This window comes from Mucilaginibacter sp. (assembly GCF_028288105.1).
GTDB lineage: Bacteria > Bacteroidota > Bacteroidia > Sphingobacteriales > Sphingobacteriaceae > Mucilaginibacter.
Window position 1 is genome coordinate 1 of record NZ_JAQBOI010000182.1, and the last position, 16518, is coordinate 16518.

At 42.7% G+C, this 16518-nt stretch carries 17 protein-coding genes; 15 read left to right on the forward strand and 2 right to left on the reverse strand.

Going from position 1 to position 16518, the window contains the following annotated elements; all coding sequences use genetic code 11:
• Positions 1-84: 84 nt before the first annotated feature.
• The 10 genes from JWQ85_RS12655 to JWQ85_RS12700 all read left to right on the forward strand — a co-directional run bounded on the left by JWQ85_RS12655 (position 85) and on the right by JWQ85_RS12700 (position 8379).
• Positions 85-534, forward strand: coding sequence for a nuclear transport factor 2 family protein (locus JWQ85_RS12655; RefSeq protein ID WP_299468469.1), 450 nt, complete (start codon positions 85-87; stop codon positions 532-534).
• Positions 535-554: 20 nt separating this feature from the next.
• Positions 555-944: a VOC family protein gene (locus JWQ85_RS12660; RefSeq protein WP_299468471.1), complete on the forward strand. Its 390-nt coding sequence runs from the start codon at positions 555-557 to the stop codon at positions 942-944.
• An 81-nt stretch (positions 945-1025) separates the two neighbouring features.
• On the forward strand, positions 1026-1199 hold the full coding sequence (locus JWQ85_RS12665) for a DUF3606 domain-containing protein (protein ID WP_299468473.1): 174 nt from the start codon (positions 1026-1028) through the stop codon (positions 1197-1199).
• Between the two features lie 12 nt (positions 1200-1211).
• Positions 1212-3944 (forward strand): DNA ligase D, encoded by a 2733-nt coding sequence (gene ligD / locus JWQ85_RS12670; protein ID WP_299468475.1) that lies wholly within the window; start codon positions 1212-1214, stop codon positions 3942-3944.
• Positions 3945-4121: 177 nt separating this feature from the next.
• The gene (locus JWQ85_RS12675; protein WP_299468477.1) at positions 4122-4760 is read left to right on the forward strand and encodes an O-methyltransferase; all 639 of its coding nucleotides are present in this window, start codon (positions 4122-4124) and stop codon (positions 4758-4760) included.
• Positions 4761-4762: 2 nt separating this feature from the next.
• Positions 4763-5314 (forward strand): glucosaminidase domain-containing protein, encoded by a 552-nt coding sequence (locus JWQ85_RS12680; protein WP_299468479.1) that lies wholly within the window; start codon positions 4763-4765, stop codon positions 5312-5314.
• A gap of 45 nt (positions 5315-5359) precedes the next feature.
• A complete protein-coding gene (locus tag JWQ85_RS12685) occupies positions 5360-6190 on the forward strand; it encodes a glucosaminidase domain-containing protein (protein WP_299468481.1) in 831 nt (276 codons plus the stop codon).
• 62 nt (positions 6191-6252) lie between these two features.
• Positions 6253-7008, forward strand: coding sequence for a hypothetical protein (locus JWQ85_RS12690; protein WP_299468483.1), 756 nt, complete (start codon positions 6253-6255; stop codon positions 7006-7008).
• Entirely contained in the window at positions 6987-7316 is a 330-nt protein-coding gene (locus tag JWQ85_RS12695; RefSeq protein ID WP_299468485.1) for a hypothetical protein, read from the forward strand. The genes JWQ85_RS12690 and JWQ85_RS12695 overlap by 22 nt, the downstream gene beginning before the upstream one ends.
• Before the next feature lie 79 nt (positions 7317-7395).
• Positions 7396-8379, forward strand: a complete 984-nt coding sequence (locus tag JWQ85_RS12700) for a DUF3078 domain-containing protein (RefSeq protein ID WP_299468487.1) — start codon at positions 7396-7398, stop codon at positions 8377-8379.
• A gap of 102 nt (positions 8380-8481) precedes the next feature.
• Here JWQ85_RS12700 and ffh read toward each other — a convergent pair whose 3' ends face one another.
• A complete protein-coding gene (gene ffh, locus JWQ85_RS12705) occupies positions 8482-9810 on the reverse strand; it encodes a signal recognition particle protein (protein ID WP_299468488.1) in 1329 nt (442 codons plus the stop codon).
• 174 nt (positions 9811-9984) lie between these two features.
• On the opposite strand from ffh, the gene JWQ85_RS12710 reads away from it, so the two are divergent.
• Positions 9985-12435, forward strand: a complete 2451-nt coding sequence (locus tag JWQ85_RS12710; RefSeq protein WP_299468490.1) for a DUF5916 domain-containing protein — start codon at positions 9985-9987, stop codon at positions 12433-12435.
• Positions 12436-12470: 35 nt separating this feature from the next.
• Entirely contained in the window at positions 12471-13208 is a 738-nt protein-coding gene (locus JWQ85_RS12715) for an energy transducer TonB (protein ID WP_299468492.1), read from the forward strand.
• A gap of 11 nt (positions 13209-13219) precedes the next feature.
• Here JWQ85_RS12715 and JWQ85_RS12720 read toward each other — a convergent pair whose 3' ends face one another.
• Positions 13220-14008 carry a LytTR family DNA-binding domain-containing protein gene (locus JWQ85_RS12720; RefSeq protein ID WP_299468494.1) on the reverse strand — a complete coding sequence of 263 codons (789 nt, stop codon included), beginning with the start codon at positions 14006-14008 and terminating at the stop codon, positions 13220-13222.
• Positions 14009-14147: 139 nt separating this feature from the next.
• On the opposite strand from JWQ85_RS12720, the gene JWQ85_RS12725 reads away from it, so the two are divergent.
• The 3 genes from JWQ85_RS12725 to JWQ85_RS12735 all read left to right on the forward strand — a co-directional run.
• Positions 14148-14789 carry an intradiol ring-cleavage dioxygenase gene (locus JWQ85_RS12725; RefSeq protein ID WP_299468496.1) on the forward strand — a complete coding sequence of 214 codons (642 nt, stop codon included), beginning with the start codon at positions 14148-14150 and terminating at the stop codon, positions 14787-14789.
• A complete protein-coding gene (locus JWQ85_RS12730) occupies positions 14786-15211 on the forward strand; it encodes a DoxX family protein (protein ID WP_299468498.1) in 426 nt (141 codons plus the stop codon). The genes JWQ85_RS12725 and JWQ85_RS12730 overlap by 4 nt, the downstream gene beginning before the upstream one ends.
• A 46-nt stretch (positions 15212-15257) precedes the next feature.
• On the forward strand, positions 15258-16518 hold a 1261-nt coding region (locus JWQ85_RS12735; protein WP_299468500.1), incomplete at its 3' end, for a M1 family metallopeptidase.

Consider the following 16518-nt stretch of genomic DNA (forward strand, 5'->3'; position numbering starts at 1 on the left):
TTGTCGCGTTTACGCCCTTCTTAATCAACTTATTGGCTGCATTTTTGTACCTGTATACATCAACCAACTAACGGAAGGACAATTATGGCTTCAGAAAATGATTTATCTGCCAATCAGCAGGAAATAAAGAATTTATTAGATGCTAAGATTAAGGCGATATATGACCGGGATATAGAAGGGTTGTTATCAAACTATCCGACAGATGTTGTGACGTTTGATTTGATGAGCCCATTGCAAAATAACACCCGCGATGCCATTAAAAATCGGTTGAAAAGTTGGTTTGCCGGTTATGAAAGTCCAATTAGCCAGGAAGTAACCAATCTGGAAATAGCGGTTAGCGGCGATATTGCCTACAGCCATTGCCTTACCCGCACTTACGGCACTAATGCCAGGGGAGAAGATATGGATATGTGGTACCGCACAACCGATGGTTATCGTAACATCGGCGGTAAATGGTTCATCACCCATGAACATAATTCGGAGCCGATAAACATGGAAACCGGCATGGCCATGTTTGATCTTAAACCAGAATAATCAATATTAAATCAAATATCATGTTAAAAGATTCAAAAGCATTCAGCAGCTTTTCTGTTGACGATATAGAGAAAGCAGAAAAGTTTTACAAAGACAGTCTTGGGTTAGATGCAACTAAAGAGCACGAAACAATTGACATGCTTAGGTTGCGATTGGTGGGCGGCGGTACCGTGCTCATCTATCCCAAACAAAACCACGAACCGGCAACCTACACTGTTCTTAATTTCCCGGTGAAAGATATAGAAACCACTGTAAGCGAACTGAAAGCCAAAGGGGTAAAGTTTGAAAGCTACGACAGTGAGTACTTGAAGACCGATGAAGACAACATTTCCCGGGGTGATGGGCCTACAATTGCTTGGTTTAAAGACCCTGCCGGTAATTTTTTATCTGTGATAGAAGTAGGTCCGTAACAGGGGGTTAATTACTAATTAATTTCTTTTCAAACCATAATTGGGGCCGGCTGTTTATTACTTATCTAAAACATTAATATTATGGATAGTACAAAAAATGTTGGCAGCCCCGATAGGGATAGGGTAAACGTAAACGAGGATTACGAACTGCAATACTGGAGTGAAAAGTTTGGGGTAAGCAGAGATAGGTTAAAAGAAGCCGTTGAAGCTGTAGGCACATCTGTTAAAGCAGTGCAGGAATACCTGAATAAATAAAGCAGCCAAACTATGAGCCTCGAAAAATACGTCGAAAAGCGGGATTTTACTAAAACCGCCGAACCCAAAGCCGGAAGAAGCAAGGATAAGGATAAGCTGATGTTTGTGATTCAAAAGCACGATGCATCGCGCCTGCACTATGATTTTAGACTGGAAATGGATGGCGTATTAAAAAGCTGGGCTGTACCTAAGGGCCCATCAACCGACCCCAAAACAAAACGCCTGGCTATGATGGTAGAAGACCACCCGTTCGACTACCGCAATTTTGAAGGCATTATACCCCGAGGCGAATATGGGGGCGGTACCGTTATTGTATGGGACGAGGGAACCTACGAACCTATTGAAGAAATAAAAGGTAAAAAAGCCCAGGAAAAGCACCTGTTAAAACAGCTCAAAGAGGGGTCACTAAAAATAAAGCTTCACGGCGAAAAGCTGGAAGGCGAATATGCCCTGGTGAAAACGCATGGCATGGGCGAGAATGGCTGGCTGCTTATTAAACACAAGGACGATTTTGCATCCGTAAAGGATATCACTAAAAAGGATAAGTCTGTCCTCTCCGGTAAAACCATTGAAACAATGGAAAAAACCAGCGAAAAGGTTTGGAAAGACGGCGAAGAGCAGGATGTTGAAGAAGAAAATTCAAAGAAGAAATCCTCAAAAAAAAAACTCCCTGAACCAACCGAAGAAATAGCGGATATGGCCGAGGAGCCATCAGAAGAAAAGCTGGATACCGCTGCTATTCTAAAAAAAGCACCGAAAGGCAAAATTCCCACAGGCATAAAACCCATGTTGGCCACGCTGGTGAACGAACCATTTGATGACCCCGACTGGATCTACGAAGTAAAATGGGATGGTTACCGCACGTTGGGTTTCGTTAATAAAGGCGAGGTGCAGCTGCTATCGCGCAATAACAAAGATTTTAACGAGAAATATTACCCGCTAAAAAAACTGCTGGAAAGCTGGAAGCTGAACGTGGTTATTGATGGCGAAATATTGGTGCTCAACGATAAGGGTGTATCCAACTTTGGCGCCCTTCAAAACTGGCGCAGCGAAGCCGATGGCGAACTGGTGCTTTACATTTTCGATATACTTTGGTACGAAGGGAAGAACCTGATGGGCCTGCCACTAATTGAGCGCCAGGCTATCGTGAAAGAGGTTATCCCAACCGATGACGACCGCGTGCGCCTGAGCCAGGTTTTTAAAGCCAACGGTACCGAATTTTTTGAGGCGGCGGGCAAGATTGGGCTGGAAGGCATCATGGCCAAAAAAGCAAGCAGCACCTATTTGTCTGATAACCGCTCTAAAGATTGGCTCAAGATCAAGATAAACAAAAGGCAGGAAGTGGTGATCGGAGGCTTCACCAAAAATGAGGGGACGGCCAAGCAATTCAGCTCACTTTTGCTGGGCGTTTATGAGGGTGAAAAACTCCAATATGTCGGCAAGGTGGGCACTGGTTTTTCTGATAAACTTCAGAAGGAAATGATGGCGAAATTTGACGTTTTAAGGACGGAAAAAAGCCCGTTTGGGTACGAGCCGGACGTGAATAAGCCGTCAAGATTCCGCCCAAATCCACCTAAGGCAAAAGCTACCTGGCTAAAACCCGAGCTGGTTTGTGAAGTAAGTTTTGCCGAAGTAACCAGCGATGGCGTTTTTCGCCACCCGTCGTTTGAAGGGATGCGGGTAGATAAAAAAGCAAAAGATGTGGTGCGTGAAATAGAAGCGGATACAGCTGAAATAGTTGAGGAAGAACATCATACCGAAGAAAAAATGGAGACGCGCAAATTGGTAAGTGCGCCCAAAGAATCTACCAAACGCACGTTGCTAAACCCCAAAGAAGAAACCCAGGTAAAAAAGATCTGCGGCCACGACTTGAAGTTTACCCACCTCAGCAAAGTTTACTGGCCCGAAGATGGTATTACCAAGCGTGATATGTTCAATTATTACTACCAAATAGCAGAATATATTCTGCCCTATCTTAAAGACAGGCCACAATCGCTTAATCGTTTCCCTAACGGGATCCATGGGCCAAGTTTTTATCAGAAGGATGTACGCGGCAAATCTCCGGATTGGGTAAGGACATTCCCCTACACCACCAGCGAGGGCGAGGATAAAGATTATTTAGTGGGGCATGACGAGGCTACCCTGTTATGGATGGCATCATTGGGCTGTATTGAAATGAACCCATGGTTTAGCCGGATTCAATCGCCGGATAACCCGGACTACTGCATTATTGACCTTGATCCGGATAAAAATACCTTTGACCAGGTGATAGAAGCCGCACTGGAAGTAAAGAAAGTTTTGGATGCTATTGATGTGCCCTCCTACTGTAAAACATCGGGCTCTACAGGTATGCACATTTATATTCCGTTGGGTGCCAAATATGATTATGATCAGTCGCAAATGTTTGCCCGGCTCATCGTAGATATTGTACACCAGCAAATTCCCGATTATACAACCCTTGAACGGATGGTTAAAAATCGCAATGGTAAAATGTACCTTGATTTTCTCCAAAACCGTCCCGGGGCAACCATTGCCGGCCCATACTCTTTACGGCCAAAACCCGGTGCAACTGTTTCTATGCCCCTGCATTGGGACGAGGTAAAACCAGGCTTAACCATGAAGCACTTTACTATTCATAACTCTGTTGCCCGCCTAAAAAAAGAGGGCGATTTGTTTGAAGGCGTTTTAGGGAAATGGATTGACCTGGAAAAAACAATAAAGAAAGCGAAGAGCATTTTTGAGTAGTGCTTCGAATAAGTAGCGTTAGGGATTAAAGCGGATACCGGCCTTGCGGCTAAGGCCTGTGCAGTATGAGCGGTAAGCCCAGGCCGCAGGCAACGCCATAGTTGTTGCAAAGTTATGATTTCCAGCTTGATACGGCCATAAAAACTCGTTTGTTTCAAATTTCGTATCTTTGCCGCCATGGAGATCCTTGATCCGGCCTTACAGGCTTACCTTGATAACCATTGTGACCCGGAACCAGAGGGGTTACAAAAGATAAACCGGGATACATACCTGAAGGTGCTGAAACCGCATATGCTTTCGGGACATTACCAGGGCCGGGTACTGAGCATGCTCAGTAAAATGATACAACCAAAGCTTATTTTAGAGATGGGTACGTTTACCGGTTATTCGGCTATTTGCCTGGCCGAGGGGCTTGTTGAAGGCGGTGTTTTACACACCATTGAGGTTAACCGCGAATTTGAGGAAATGATAAATGCACATTTTAAACTAACAAATGTGGATAAAAAAATCAAGCTTCATTTTGGTGCCGCAGAGGCTGTAATAGCTGATTTAAAGGAAACTAACTTTGATCTGGTGTTTATTGATGCGGATAAACGAAATAATTTTAAGTACTTTCAGTTAGTAATTGATAAAGTGAGGCCAGGAGGCTTAATAATAATTGATAATGTTTTGTGGAAAGGAAAGGTGTTTGGCGCCGAAAAAGATGCTGATACCGAGAATATTCGCAAACTAAATGAACTAATAGCTGTTAACACACAGGTTGAAAAACTAATTCTACCTGTACGCGATGGCATATTGATCATCAGAAAAAAATAATTATGAAGAAACTCTTAACTATTACACTACTTTCAGTTTCAGCATTAATTGCAACCACAACAGCCGTATCGGCACAGAACGCAGCACAATCATACATTGAGAAGTTCAAAGATAATGCCATTCGCATTATGCATGAAACCGGTGTGCCCGCAAGTATAATTTTAGGTGTTGCCATGCATGAATCTGCCAGCGGCAAAAGCGCCATAGCCCAAAACCTTAATAACCAGTTTGGAGTAAAAGGCGGAGGCACTGTAGTTTATTACAAACACAACAAAAAAGTTAGGTCGGCTTACAAACGTTATGATAGCGTTTTAGATTCTTTTAAAGACTTTGCCCGCATCATGACAGAGCGTAAGCAATTTAGCCACCTGGCTGATAAATTTACCCAGTACGATTATAAAGCCTGGGCAAAAGGCATACAACGCGGCGGCTATGCAAGCAGCAAAAAATGGTCGGCACAGGTTTTAGGCATCATCAACAAATATGACCTTAACGAACTTGATGACGACGCGGCCCCTGATTCCATTAAACAGGAAATGGCAAATAACGAGTAATAATTATATTTTTAACCTTAAGTTTGGCTAAAATAAGCTAACTACATGCGTAGGATATATACATTATTAATTGCTACTCTATTATTTACGTCATGCTCGGCGCATAAGGGCACCATTAGCAGAAGCAAGGCGTCAAAAAACAACAAAGCCATTCATAAGCGGAATAAGGCATCCATTGCACAGCATAAGGATCTTAGCTCGTTGGAATACATTGACCGTTTTAAAGACATTGCCATACAAGAAATGAACAGTTATGGCATACCGGCAAGTATTACCCTGGCACAGGGCTTGTTTGAATCGGGCAGTGGCAACAGCGAACTGGCTAAAGTGGCCAATAACCATTTTGGTATAAAATGCGGCAGTACCTGGCAAGGCGAAAGCTATTATAAAAACGATGATAATGTTAACGATTGCTTTAGGGTGTACAGCAATCCCGAAGAATCTTTCCGCGACCATTCTGAGTTTTTAAAGAAGAAGAATTACGCCCGGCTTTTTGAGCTGGATAAGAATGATTTTAATGGCTGGGCTTACGGCTTAAAAGCTTGCGGTTATGCGACCAACCCCAAATACCCACAGTTACTGTTGAATATCATTAATAAATACCAGCTTGACCAGTATGACCGCCCCGAAGGTGACCTGGCTAAAATAAAACGCGAAGACCGTGTGCTGACAGAAATAAACGATACAATTGGCCAGCCACAGCAAGATTCCATTAGCAAAACCCCTCCCGACGATAAAATTTATACCATACAACAGGGCGACACACTATACAATATTTCTAAACGTTTTGGTATCACTGTTGATGAATTAAAAGCGCTCAACAAAATGACCGATAGTAATCTTAGGATTGGTCAGAAGCTTGTTGTAGTGAAATAGCGTGTTAAAGATTGTTAAAGTATAGTTTATCCCTTCCCAAACGTTTAGCTTTAAACTTTATAATGAAGTTTTGGCTTACCCTTTTTCTTAGCATAATATGTGCTTCCGCTTTTTCGCAGCAAAAAGAGGTTACGGGCATTGTGTTTGATAAAGACACCAAGGCACGTGTTGCCAAGGTGAATGTGCTGAATGTTACATCGGGCAAATCGGTTTATAATACATTTCAGGGAGAGTTTAATATTGCCGCCCAGCCCGGCGATGTGTTGGTTTTTAGCAAAACCGATCATTATAGCGATACCATTAAGGTAAAAAACTATGTGGCCCTGGCGGTTTATATGCGGCCTAAAGCCATACCATTACAAGAGGTAACCATTCGCGATAGTTTTTTGAACCCGCAAAGGCGATTGGCCAACACACAAAAAGAGTACAGCAAAATCTACGGCTCATTAAATAACTCCAACCTATTAAGCGCAGGCCCGTCGGGCGTGGGGTTTAGTATAGATGCCTTATACAATGCCTTTAGCAAAAGCGGCCGCAATGCAGAAAAGTTGCGCGGCATAATTGACGCTGAATACCGCCAAAATATTATCGACTATCGCTTTAATAAAGCTTTTGTACAGGGCATAACCCACCTGGAAGAGCCAAAACTTACAGATTTTATGCAGAAGTACCGCCCCGGTTACTACCTGGTTACCACCGCCGGCGATTATGAGTTTATCAACTATATCCGCAATAATTTAAAACGCTATCTGCGCCACCCAAGGGCATATGAACTTGCCCCGCTACCACAGGTTAAATGGGATACCGATACAAAATAATAGTTGCCCCCTTTTTAAAAGTAAGCGGTATGGCATTGTTCCCCTTCATACTGGTGAACAATAAAGGCTTATTAACCGATGCTATACTACTTAACCACGAACGCATTCACTTAAAGCAGCAAGCCGAGCTGTTAGTTATCCCCTTCTACGTATTGTATCTAATAAATTACTTAATTAATATTGCTAAATATAGAAACCATGATAAGGCTTATTTAAACATTGTTTTTGAACGGGAAGCCTATGCAAAAGATACCGACCCCGGCTATCTAAATTGCCGAAAAATGTATAGCTGGCTCAGGTATTTTTAATTAAAACAATGAAATAACAGATTTTTGCTTTTTATTTGTGGATATGTTGAAAACAGGTATCAGGCTTCTTTTCCTACTGATGATCACAATTACACTGTCTGCGAATGCGCAAACAGCCGACACCGTGAAGAAAGACACGGTTAAAATAGATAGTAACCTCCTCAATAAATATCGGATTCAAAGCAAAAGGAATGCTATACCGGTACCACCAACCCCCATACAGATACAGCAGGAGCTAATACCGGTAACCATGCTGGATTATAAGATAAGTTACTGGCGCAAGTTTGTAGCCTTCGGGCTAAACTTTAACCAGGCGGCTTTTAGTAACAACTACTCTTCCGGTGGCGTTTCTTCAATTGCCATTGGGTCTACCTTTGTGTACCGGGTCGAGTATAATAAGGCCCCGTTCAGCTACGTTTCAGAACTTAACTTGCAATACGGGAAATCTAAAAACAAAGGGCAATCGTCACGCAAAACAAACGACCGCATTTTTTGGGATAACAAGATAGCCACCCAAATGTCAAAGCATTGGTTCTTCTTCGGGTCCTTAACGTTCGAGTCGCAGTTTGACAAGGGGTACCAGTACGATGCTAACAACCAGGCACCACCATTGCTGATATCCAACTTTATGGCACCGGGGTACATTACAGAATCTATCGGTTTTGAGTTTAAACCCACCACATATTTCGATCTGCGTTTAGGTACTGGTACTGCCCGCCAAACATTTGTATTGGACGATTCTGTGCGCAGGGTGCAATCGTATGGTGTTGATACCGCGAATAACAAAACCGTGCGAAATGACATAGCGTTCCAGGTAGTTGGTATTTTTGATAAGGATATTGCCAAAAACATGCACCTGAATGCCCGTTACGAGATGTTTATACCCTACGGGCAGCCAATTAGCTATACCCGCCACCGTTTAGATGCTATACTTTCGGCAAAGGTTAACCGCCTTATAAACGTATCTATAAACGGCACTCTACTGTTTGATAAAAACACCGGGATAAAAGATGTACAAGGAACAGAAGGCCTGTCATTGGGGGTATTGTATAAATTCCCGTAAAGAATCGTAATCCAACTAACCCACGCAATGACGTGGAGACAAGGAAAAATAAAAAAGCCTCGATAGAAATATCGAGGCTTTTATTTTATACCGTTATGGTCTTTACATTTTTGGCATCCGGCGCATCATGTTGGCCATGGCTGCGGGGTTGCTCATTTGTTTCATCACCTTACGCATATCGTCAAACTGTTTCATTAAACGGTTTACTTCCTGCAGATCGGTGCCTGAGCCTTTGGCAATGCGATTACGACGGCTTGGGTTGATCAGGTCGGGGTTTTCTTTCTCTTTTGGTGTCATAGAGTTAATGATTGCTTCGATGCCCTTAAACGAGTCGTCACTCACCTCTACGTCCTTCATCATTTTACCAACACCCGGTATCATGCCCATCAGATCTTTCATGTTACCCATTTTTTTGATCTGCTGTATCTGACTGTAAAAATCGTTAAAGTCGAATTTGTTCTTGCGGATCTTGCGCTGTAGCTCAGCAGCTTCCTTTTCGTCAAACTGCTGTTGCGCACGCTCAACCAACGAAACCACGTCACCCATACCCAAAATACGCGATGCCATACGATCCGGGTGGAAAACGTCAAGCGCTTCCATTTTTTCTCCGGTACCTATGAATTTTATGGGCTTGTTAACAACCGATTTAATAGATAGCGCCGCACCACCACGGGTATCACCATCCAGTTTGGTTAAAACAACGCCGGTAAAGTCGAGACGATCGTTAAACACCTTAGCGGTGTTCACAGCATCCTGGCCGGTCATGGAGTCAACCACAAACAATATCTCGTGTGGGTTAACAGCAGCTTTAACCTGCTCAATCTCCACCATCATGGCTTCGTCAATAGCTAAACGACCGGCGGTATCTATAATAACCACGTTATGGCCATTTTGCTTAGCCAAAGCGATACCTTCACGGGCAATAGCAACCGGGTCTTTCGATTCCAGGTTGGCATAAACCGGTACGCCAATTTGCTCGCCTAATACCTGCAATTGGGTAATAGCCGCGGGGCGGTAAATATCATCGGCAACCAATAATGGTTTTTTGCCTTTTTGTGTTTTTAGATAGTTGGCCAGCTTGCCGGTAAAGGTTGTTTTACCCGCACCGTTCAAACCTGCTATCAAGATGATGGTTGGCGATGCCTTTAGTTCGAGCTCGGCAGTGGTACCACCCATAAGCTCGGTAAGCTCGTCGTTCATCAGCTTGGTTAAAAGCTGGCCCGGCGATATCGAGGTTAATACGTTTTCGCCCATTGCCTTTTGCCTTACATCATCTGTAAAGGTTTTGGCGGTTTTATAGTTAACGTCGGCATCCAGGAGCGCTTTGCGTATCTCCTTCATGGTTTCGGCCACGTTTATTTCAGTAATTGATCCCTGTCCCTTCAGTACTTTAAACGCCCTGTCGAGTTTATCCGATAAATTTTCAAACATTATTAATTCCTAATTTTTGAGGACACAAAGTTAAGGTTTTGAAGCATAACCAGTTCCTATTAAATAAAAATCAATTTATAAGCATAGTTTATGGCTTTTAACTAACATTTAACAAAATATCCTGTAACGTTTGCCCGACTTTGAGCATCTTATGAAAACTATTAACCACCCTAAATGAAGCTCTTTTTACTTGCTATATTGTTTTCTGCTATAACGTTAACTGCCTTTTCTCAAAAACCAAAAAAAACGTTAGTGGCTATCAAAACCGAAGCGCCGCCAAAAATGGATGGTGTTTTGGATGACGCCGTATGGCAAAATGTACCAATAGCTACTGATTTTGTTGAACTGCAGCCCAACGCCGGTAACCACGAAAAACAGGAGAACCGTACCACGGTGAAGATCATATATGATAATACGGCTATTTATGTAGGCGCGCGTATGTATGAAAAAGACCCTACCAAAATAGCACGTGAATTTGCAACAAGAGACCAGGTGGGGAACGCCGATTTTATTGGGATAATTTTTGATACCTATAAAGATGGTATTAACGGTTCCGGTTTTTTTGTTACCTCGACAAATGGGCAGTTTGATGCTAAGTATGCGCCCAATCCCAACGGAAACACAGAGGATGAAACCTGGAACGCGGTATGGACAAGCAAGGTAAATATTGACAGCCTTGGCTGGACATGCGAAATGAAGATCCCATACTCGGCCCTGCGCTTTGCGAAAAAAGATGTGCAAACCTGGGGCATGAACCTGATACGTAAACGCCAGAATGTACAGCAGCAACTTTTTTGGAACGAGTTAGACCCTAAAATGAGTGGCCTTATGAATCAGGAAGGGATATTAACCGGACTGGAAAAAATTGTGCCGCCGGTGCGTTTGGCTTTCTACCCCTACTTTTCTACCTATGTAAACCATTATCCATACAACACCCCAGGTCTGGCTAATACAACAACATCTGTAAACGGTGGTATGGATGTTAAATATGGCATTAACGAAAGCTTTACGCTTGACCTTACCCTAATACCGGATTTTGGACAGGTACAGTCTGATAACAGAATATTAAACCTTACCCCTTTTGAAGTAAAGTATAACGAGAACCGTTCCTTTTTTACCGAGGGAACAGAGTTATTTAATAAAGGCAACCTATTTTACTCGCGTAGGGTTGGCGGGCAACCGCTGCATTACAATGATATAACGTTGAATGACCATGAAGCTATCATCAAAAACCCAACCGAAACTAAGTTGATAAACGCGGTAAAATTATCCGGCAGGTTATCTAATGGGTTAGGTATCGGTATTTTTAACGGACTAACCAATACTGCCTATGCAACTATAGAAGACTCTACCACGGGCAATCGCAGGGTTGTGCAAACCAGTCCGGTTACCAATTATAATATTATTGTGCTGGATCAAAACCTGAAGAATAATTCGGCCATAACATTTATTAACACTAATGTTAACCGATTTGGTAAAGATTATTCTGCCGATGTAGGCGGCGTTGTTTTTAATTTGAATAACAAAAAGAACACCTATAATCTTGCCGGTTATGGCTTAATGAGCAATAAGTTTTATAAAGGCGAGCAAACCGTAACAGGCTACAATTACGAAGTGGTTTTTGGTAAGGTAGCCGGTAACTTTACCTGGAATGTATCGCAGGATAGGGTCGACAGTAAGTATGACCCTAATGACCTGGGCATACTGTTTAACAACAATTATTTAGAGCATAACATAAACCTGCAATACGCCAATTATAAACCCAAGCACCTTTTTACCCAGTGGAATGTTTGGACAAATACATATTCGTCTTATAGAGTGTCGCCGTCGACATATCAATACTTTAACCAAAACTTTGGTGCCAACGGCAGTTTTAAAAACTTTTGGCAGGTAAATATTAATGGCCATTACCGGGTAGAGGGGAACGATTTTTATGAGCCCCGTGTTGTCGGCCGGGTTTTTAAAGCGCCACAAAACTTTGTGCTAAACTGGAATTTAAGCACCAACCGCGCCAAGGTATTATCGGGCGGGTTTTGGTATTCAGACCAATGGATGGCTAACGGGCATGGTGGTCACGGTAACGACCTGGAACTGTTTTATAATGTACGCCTTAGCAACAAATTTTCGTTCGGGCAAGATATAACTATTAGTCCGCGGATAAACTATACCGGCTTTGCAACTTTTGACAATACCGGTGCCGATGTTTTTGCTTTACGAAATGTGCATACGGTTGATAATATATTCACACTTAAATATACCTTTAGCAGTATTATGGGGTTAAACCTGCGCTTAAGGCATTATTGGAGCAAAGTGAATAATAAAGAGTTTTTCAGCCTGGGGCAGGATGGTTATCTGACAAGCTTAACCTCCAATGATTTCAACCATAATATTGATCAGAACGCCAATATCTGGAATGTGGATATGATCTATGTTTGGCAGTTTTCGCCGGGTAGTGAGCTAAGCCTGGCCTGGAAAAACTCTACCTATACTAACACAAACATTGCCACACAAAGCTATTTACGTAACCTTAACGATACCGTGAACCAGCCGCAAAACAATAACTTTTCGTTAAAGGTGCTTTATTATATTGATTTTCAAAGTTTGAGAAAGCATCGTAAAGGATAGTAATTGCTTTTATATAAAGTATATATATTTATGGTATGAAAGCATGCATAGCGCTCCTTCCCATTTTTATTTCGATGAACCTTTTGGCCCAAACTAAAAAGATAAATACGGAAGACATTGCGCAGAATTTAAAAGAAACGTATTCGGTACTAAAAGCCGACAAGCAAATTAAACAAGGCGAATACGCATCGTTCAATTATTATGACCACAAGGCTATATGTAAAGGCTTTTACAAAAACAATTTAAAAGATAGCACCTGGGTATACTATGGCTTTAAAAATAATTCGGCAGAAGGCTCTTATAAAAATGGCAGGCGGGTTGGACACTGGAAAATATATACTTATAACGGGGTGTTACAAATGGAATATGATTTTACAAATAGTGTAATGCTGTTCCTAAAACAGAACCCCAAAGATAGTGCCCGGGTGTATGAAATTATACAAGGTACTGATACTGTAAAAACAAGGCTGGACCGTGCACCTATTTATTTAAATGGCGAGGCCGCAATTACAAGAATATTAATAGCAACGACCAGATATCCGGCGGCGGCAAGGGAGCGAAATATACAGGGAAGGGTGATTATTGGTATAACTATAGATGAAAATGGTGTTGCTTCAAATTATCGTATTAAAAAAGCTGTAGGGTATGGTTGCGATGAAGAGGCGTTGCGCGTAGCTAAATTAATTACCGGCGATTGGCTCCCCGCTATGTTAAACGGAAAGGCTGTAAAATTAGAACAAGATATACCGTTTAATTTTGCCCTTGGTAATTAATGCTCAAGATACTAAAACCCTTCCAGCCTATCCTGAAAATTCCGGCCCACGGGGATGGCAACTTGTCCGTTCAACAATACCCTGCTGCGCTCAACAGATGCTATTTTACTTTTGGCGATGATGTATGATTTATGCACCCGCAAAAAAGCACCTGCGGGTAAAATACCTTCAATGTGTTTTAGCGATCCTTTGGTGATAACTTTATCCGCATTGGTGTAAATGATAGAATAATCCTTAAGCGCTTGTATGTAAATTATATCGGCAATACAAACCTTTATGGTTTTAACTCCCGACTTTAGATAGAGATGCTCGGGCATTTCGGGTTTTATTTCAGCCGCATCAGCCGCGGTAGCTATTTCTTTTTTATGCCGATACCAGTCGAGGCTTATTTTAAAGCTAACGGTAATAAGCAGGTACCAGGCAGAGCTTACCGCATTATAAGGGAGCGAATACCAAAAGTTTCCGTATCGGATATCGCCAATTATAAAACCAAACAGGAATACATCGTAGGCGCTTTGCAAACCCACGTATAAAGCAAGCGACAAAATTAGCAGCCCCCCAAAAAGCCAATACCGCTCTTTGTTTAAAAACCGGGGAATAAGCACGTAAAGGTTCAAATAGGCAAGTGCCATTATCAGCAGTAGCCGTACACTTACACAGGCAAAAAGGTGAGGTAATCCAATCTTGTGTACCAGGTAACGCCGCTCATATAAAAACAGCAGGGTTATCAGCACCCAAAAGCATACCTGCGGCAGGGCAGTTTGCCATTTATTGTTTTTTATGTGAGTTGCCTGTTGCATTGTTGATGTAAAAATAAAGTATTAAAGGTTAATAAGTGTTAGGGTATGTAGCCGTTGGTCTATTAAACTTAGCGTTGGTCTACTAAATATTTTTTTACGATAAAAACCAGCCAAATTGCTGTCATCAAAATCAAAGATCATGAACAGGCAAAAATTCATAATGGCATTAGCGTTGGGCGTTGTACCGGCGCTGGCATTGGCAAAGCGTGTGTTTAACCTGGTTGCCCAGGGACCGGTTGTAGGCGGCGGCTGCGATGGCTGCGAACTTATATATGAAGGAATGCCCGGTAAGCTTAGCAATGCTGCCTATATGCCCGGGTGGAAAACAGGCGAACAGAAGCTTATTGTACAAGGTACTGTTTACCGCAAGGATAAGCACACGGTGGCCCCTAACGTTATCGTGTATATTTACCACACCGATAGTAAGGGTTATTATAGCCAGTTGGCCGGGCAGATGGATGGTAAACGCCACGGCCGCTTGCGCGGCTGGATAAAAACAGGCTGCGATGGTAAGTATACGTTTTATACCACCATGCCCGCGGCCTATCCCGAAAGAAATAACCCGGCACACATTCATCCTATTATTAAGGAACCCGGCATTAACGAATATTATATAGACGAATACCGGTTTGATAACGACCCGCTACTTACTTCTGCACTGCGTAGCAAAGCAGAAAACCGTGGTGGCAATGGTGTTGTAAAACTCCGTAAAAACGCTGCGGGTATATTGGTTTGCAAACGGGATATTATACTGGGCCAAAATATTCCCAATTACGCATGAATGAGCGCAATGTAAACCTTGGGCTGCTGGTGTTGCGAATAGGCCTTGGCAGCATGTTTATATTTCACGGCTTGCCAAAGCTGCAGGGCGGCCCGGCGGGGTGGGAACGCCTTGGGCATAGTATGGAATATGTAGGCATCAGCTTTTTACCTATATTTTGGGGATTTATGGCCATGGTTGCCGAGGTTTTTGGTGGGCTATGTTTAATAGCTGGTATTGGTGTAAGAGTGGCATCGGCGTTAATGCTTTTTACTATGATGATAGCTGCCACCGCCAATCTCACTATGGGCTATGGGTTAGAAGGTATTGTAGAAATAATTGAAGTAAGCACCGCATTGTTAACGCTGCTTATTACAGGAGGGGGAAGGTTTACATGGAGAGAAGTATTTAAAAGCCGCCTTAACTCGTCAATCAAGGCATAAATATCAAGCAGCAGGCAACATAAATAGATTTTTTGTAATATTACCTATGCGTAAAAACCTATACCTGCTGCTTTTTGCACCGTTTGTTTTTAGTTTAACTGTTAAAGCCCAGCAACCCGGCGCAACTATTGATGTGCAGCACTACCGCTTTGCCATTACCTTAAATGATGCAGACAATATGATAAAAGGACAGGCAACTGTTACCACCAAATTTTTAAAAGCGGCGAGCACTTTTGAATTGGACCTGGCTAAAAAGAACAGCGAAGGTAAGGGCATGCTGGTAACTGCCTTAAAAGAAAACGGCAAGGCACTGAAGTTTACACAAGATAGCGACAGGCTTGTCATCAATACAAAAGCAATTGCAGGTTCTGTGCATAGCTATGTTATCACCTATCAGGGTATCCCAACAGATGGGCTTATCATATCTACCAACCAATATAATCACCGTACATTTTTTGGCGATAATTGGGCTAACCGTGCCCGCAACTGGTTGCCATGCGTAGATCACCCTGCAGATAAGGCATCGGTAGAATTTTTGGTGACTGCCCCTGCCCGGTATAAAGTTGTAGCTAATGGTTTAAAGGTTTTAGAAAAACCTCTACCCGGCAATAAGAAACTCACCCACTGGAGCGAAACCGCTAAACTGCCAACAAAAGTTATGGTAATTGGTGTGGCTGATTTTGCGGTGTCAAATCCGGGTAGCCCGGGCGGTACGCCGGTGTATACTTATGTATTCCCGGAGGATAAAGAAGCGGGCTTTAAAAGCTATGCTGTAGCAATTAAGATATTGCCGTGGTTTGTAAAAAAGATTGGTCCGTTCGCTTATAAGAAGTTGGCTAATGTACAGTCTAAAACTATTTTCGGGGGGATGGAAAACGCGGGAGCTATATTCTACTACGAGAAATCGGTAAATGATAAAGGCATTGAGGCTTTGATGGCACACGAAATTGCTCATCAGTGGTTCGGCGATGCCATAAGCGAGAAATCCTGGGAACACGTGTGGTTAAGTGAAGGTTTTGCTACTTATATGGCCAACCTGTACCTGGAGGGCACCTACGGCGCAGATACTTTAAAAACCCGTTTAACAGCCGATAGGAACCTGATCTTCAGTTTTGAAAAGAAGTACCTGGCCCCGGTAGTCGACTCGACATTTAAAGGGACAATGATAAGTATGTTAAACGCCAACGCGTACCAAAAAGGTGGTTGGGTATTGCATATGCTGCGCCGTAAAATTGGCGATGAAGCATTTTGGAAGGGTGTTGCTAATTATTATAAACAATACAACGGCAGCAATGCCAACACCGATG

What these genes read in the sequence shown, in the direction of transcription:
- JWQ85_RS12685 (WP_299468481.1), top strand. Translation starts at nt 5,360, where the DNA reads ATGCGTAGGATATATACATTATTAATTGCTACTCTATTATTTACGTCA.
- JWQ85_RS12700 (WP_299468487.1), top strand. Translation starts at nt 7,396, where the DNA reads ATGATCACAATTACACTGTCTGCGAATGCGCAAACAGCCGACACCGTG.
- ffh (WP_299468488.1), bottom strand. Translation starts at nt 9,810, where the DNA reads ATGTTTGAAAATTTATCGGATAAACTCGACAGGGCGTTTAAAGTACTG.
- JWQ85_RS12675 (WP_299468477.1), top strand. Translation starts at nt 4,122, where the DNA reads ATGGAGATCCTTGATCCGGCCTTACAGGCTTACCTTGATAACCATTGT.
- JWQ85_RS12655 (WP_299468469.1), top strand. Translation starts at nt 85, where the DNA reads ATGGCTTCAGAAAATGATTTATCTGCCAATCAGCAGGAAATAAAGAAT.
- JWQ85_RS12660 (WP_299468471.1), top strand. Translation starts at nt 555, where the DNA reads ATGTTAAAAGATTCAAAAGCATTCAGCAGCTTTTCTGTTGACGATATA.
- JWQ85_RS12680 (WP_299468479.1), top strand. Translation starts at nt 4,763, where the DNA reads ATGAAGAAACTCTTAACTATTACACTACTTTCAGTTTCAGCATTAATT.
- JWQ85_RS12730 (WP_299468498.1), top strand. Translation starts at nt 14,786, where the DNA reads ATGAATGAGCGCAATGTAAACCTTGGGCTGCTGGTGTTGCGAATAGGC.
- JWQ85_RS12715 (WP_299468492.1), top strand. Translation starts at nt 12,471, where the DNA reads ATGAAAGCATGCATAGCGCTCCTTCCCATTTTTATTTCGATGAACCTT.
- JWQ85_RS12710 (WP_299468490.1), top strand. Translation starts at nt 9,985, where the DNA reads ATGAAGCTCTTTTTACTTGCTATATTGTTTTCTGCTATAACGTTAACT.
- JWQ85_RS12665 (WP_299468473.1), top strand. Translation starts at nt 1,026, where the DNA reads ATGGATAGTACAAAAAATGTTGGCAGCCCCGATAGGGATAGGGTAAAC.
- JWQ85_RS12695 (WP_299468485.1), top strand. Translation starts at nt 6,987, where the DNA reads ATGGGATACCGATACAAAATAATAGTTGCCCCCTTTTTAAAAGTAAGC.
- JWQ85_RS12720 (WP_299468494.1), bottom strand. Translation starts at nt 14,008, where the DNA reads ATGCAACAGGCAACTCACATAAAAAACAATAAATGGCAAACTGCCCTG.
- JWQ85_RS12725 (WP_299468496.1), top strand. Translation starts at nt 14,148, where the DNA reads ATGAACAGGCAAAAATTCATAATGGCATTAGCGTTGGGCGTTGTACCG.
- JWQ85_RS12690 (WP_299468483.1), top strand. Translation starts at nt 6,253, where the DNA reads ATGAAGTTTTGGCTTACCCTTTTTCTTAGCATAATATGTGCTTCCGCT.
- ligD (WP_299468475.1), top strand. Translation starts at nt 1,212, where the DNA reads ATGAGCCTCGAAAAATACGTCGAAAAGCGGGATTTTACTAAAACCGCC.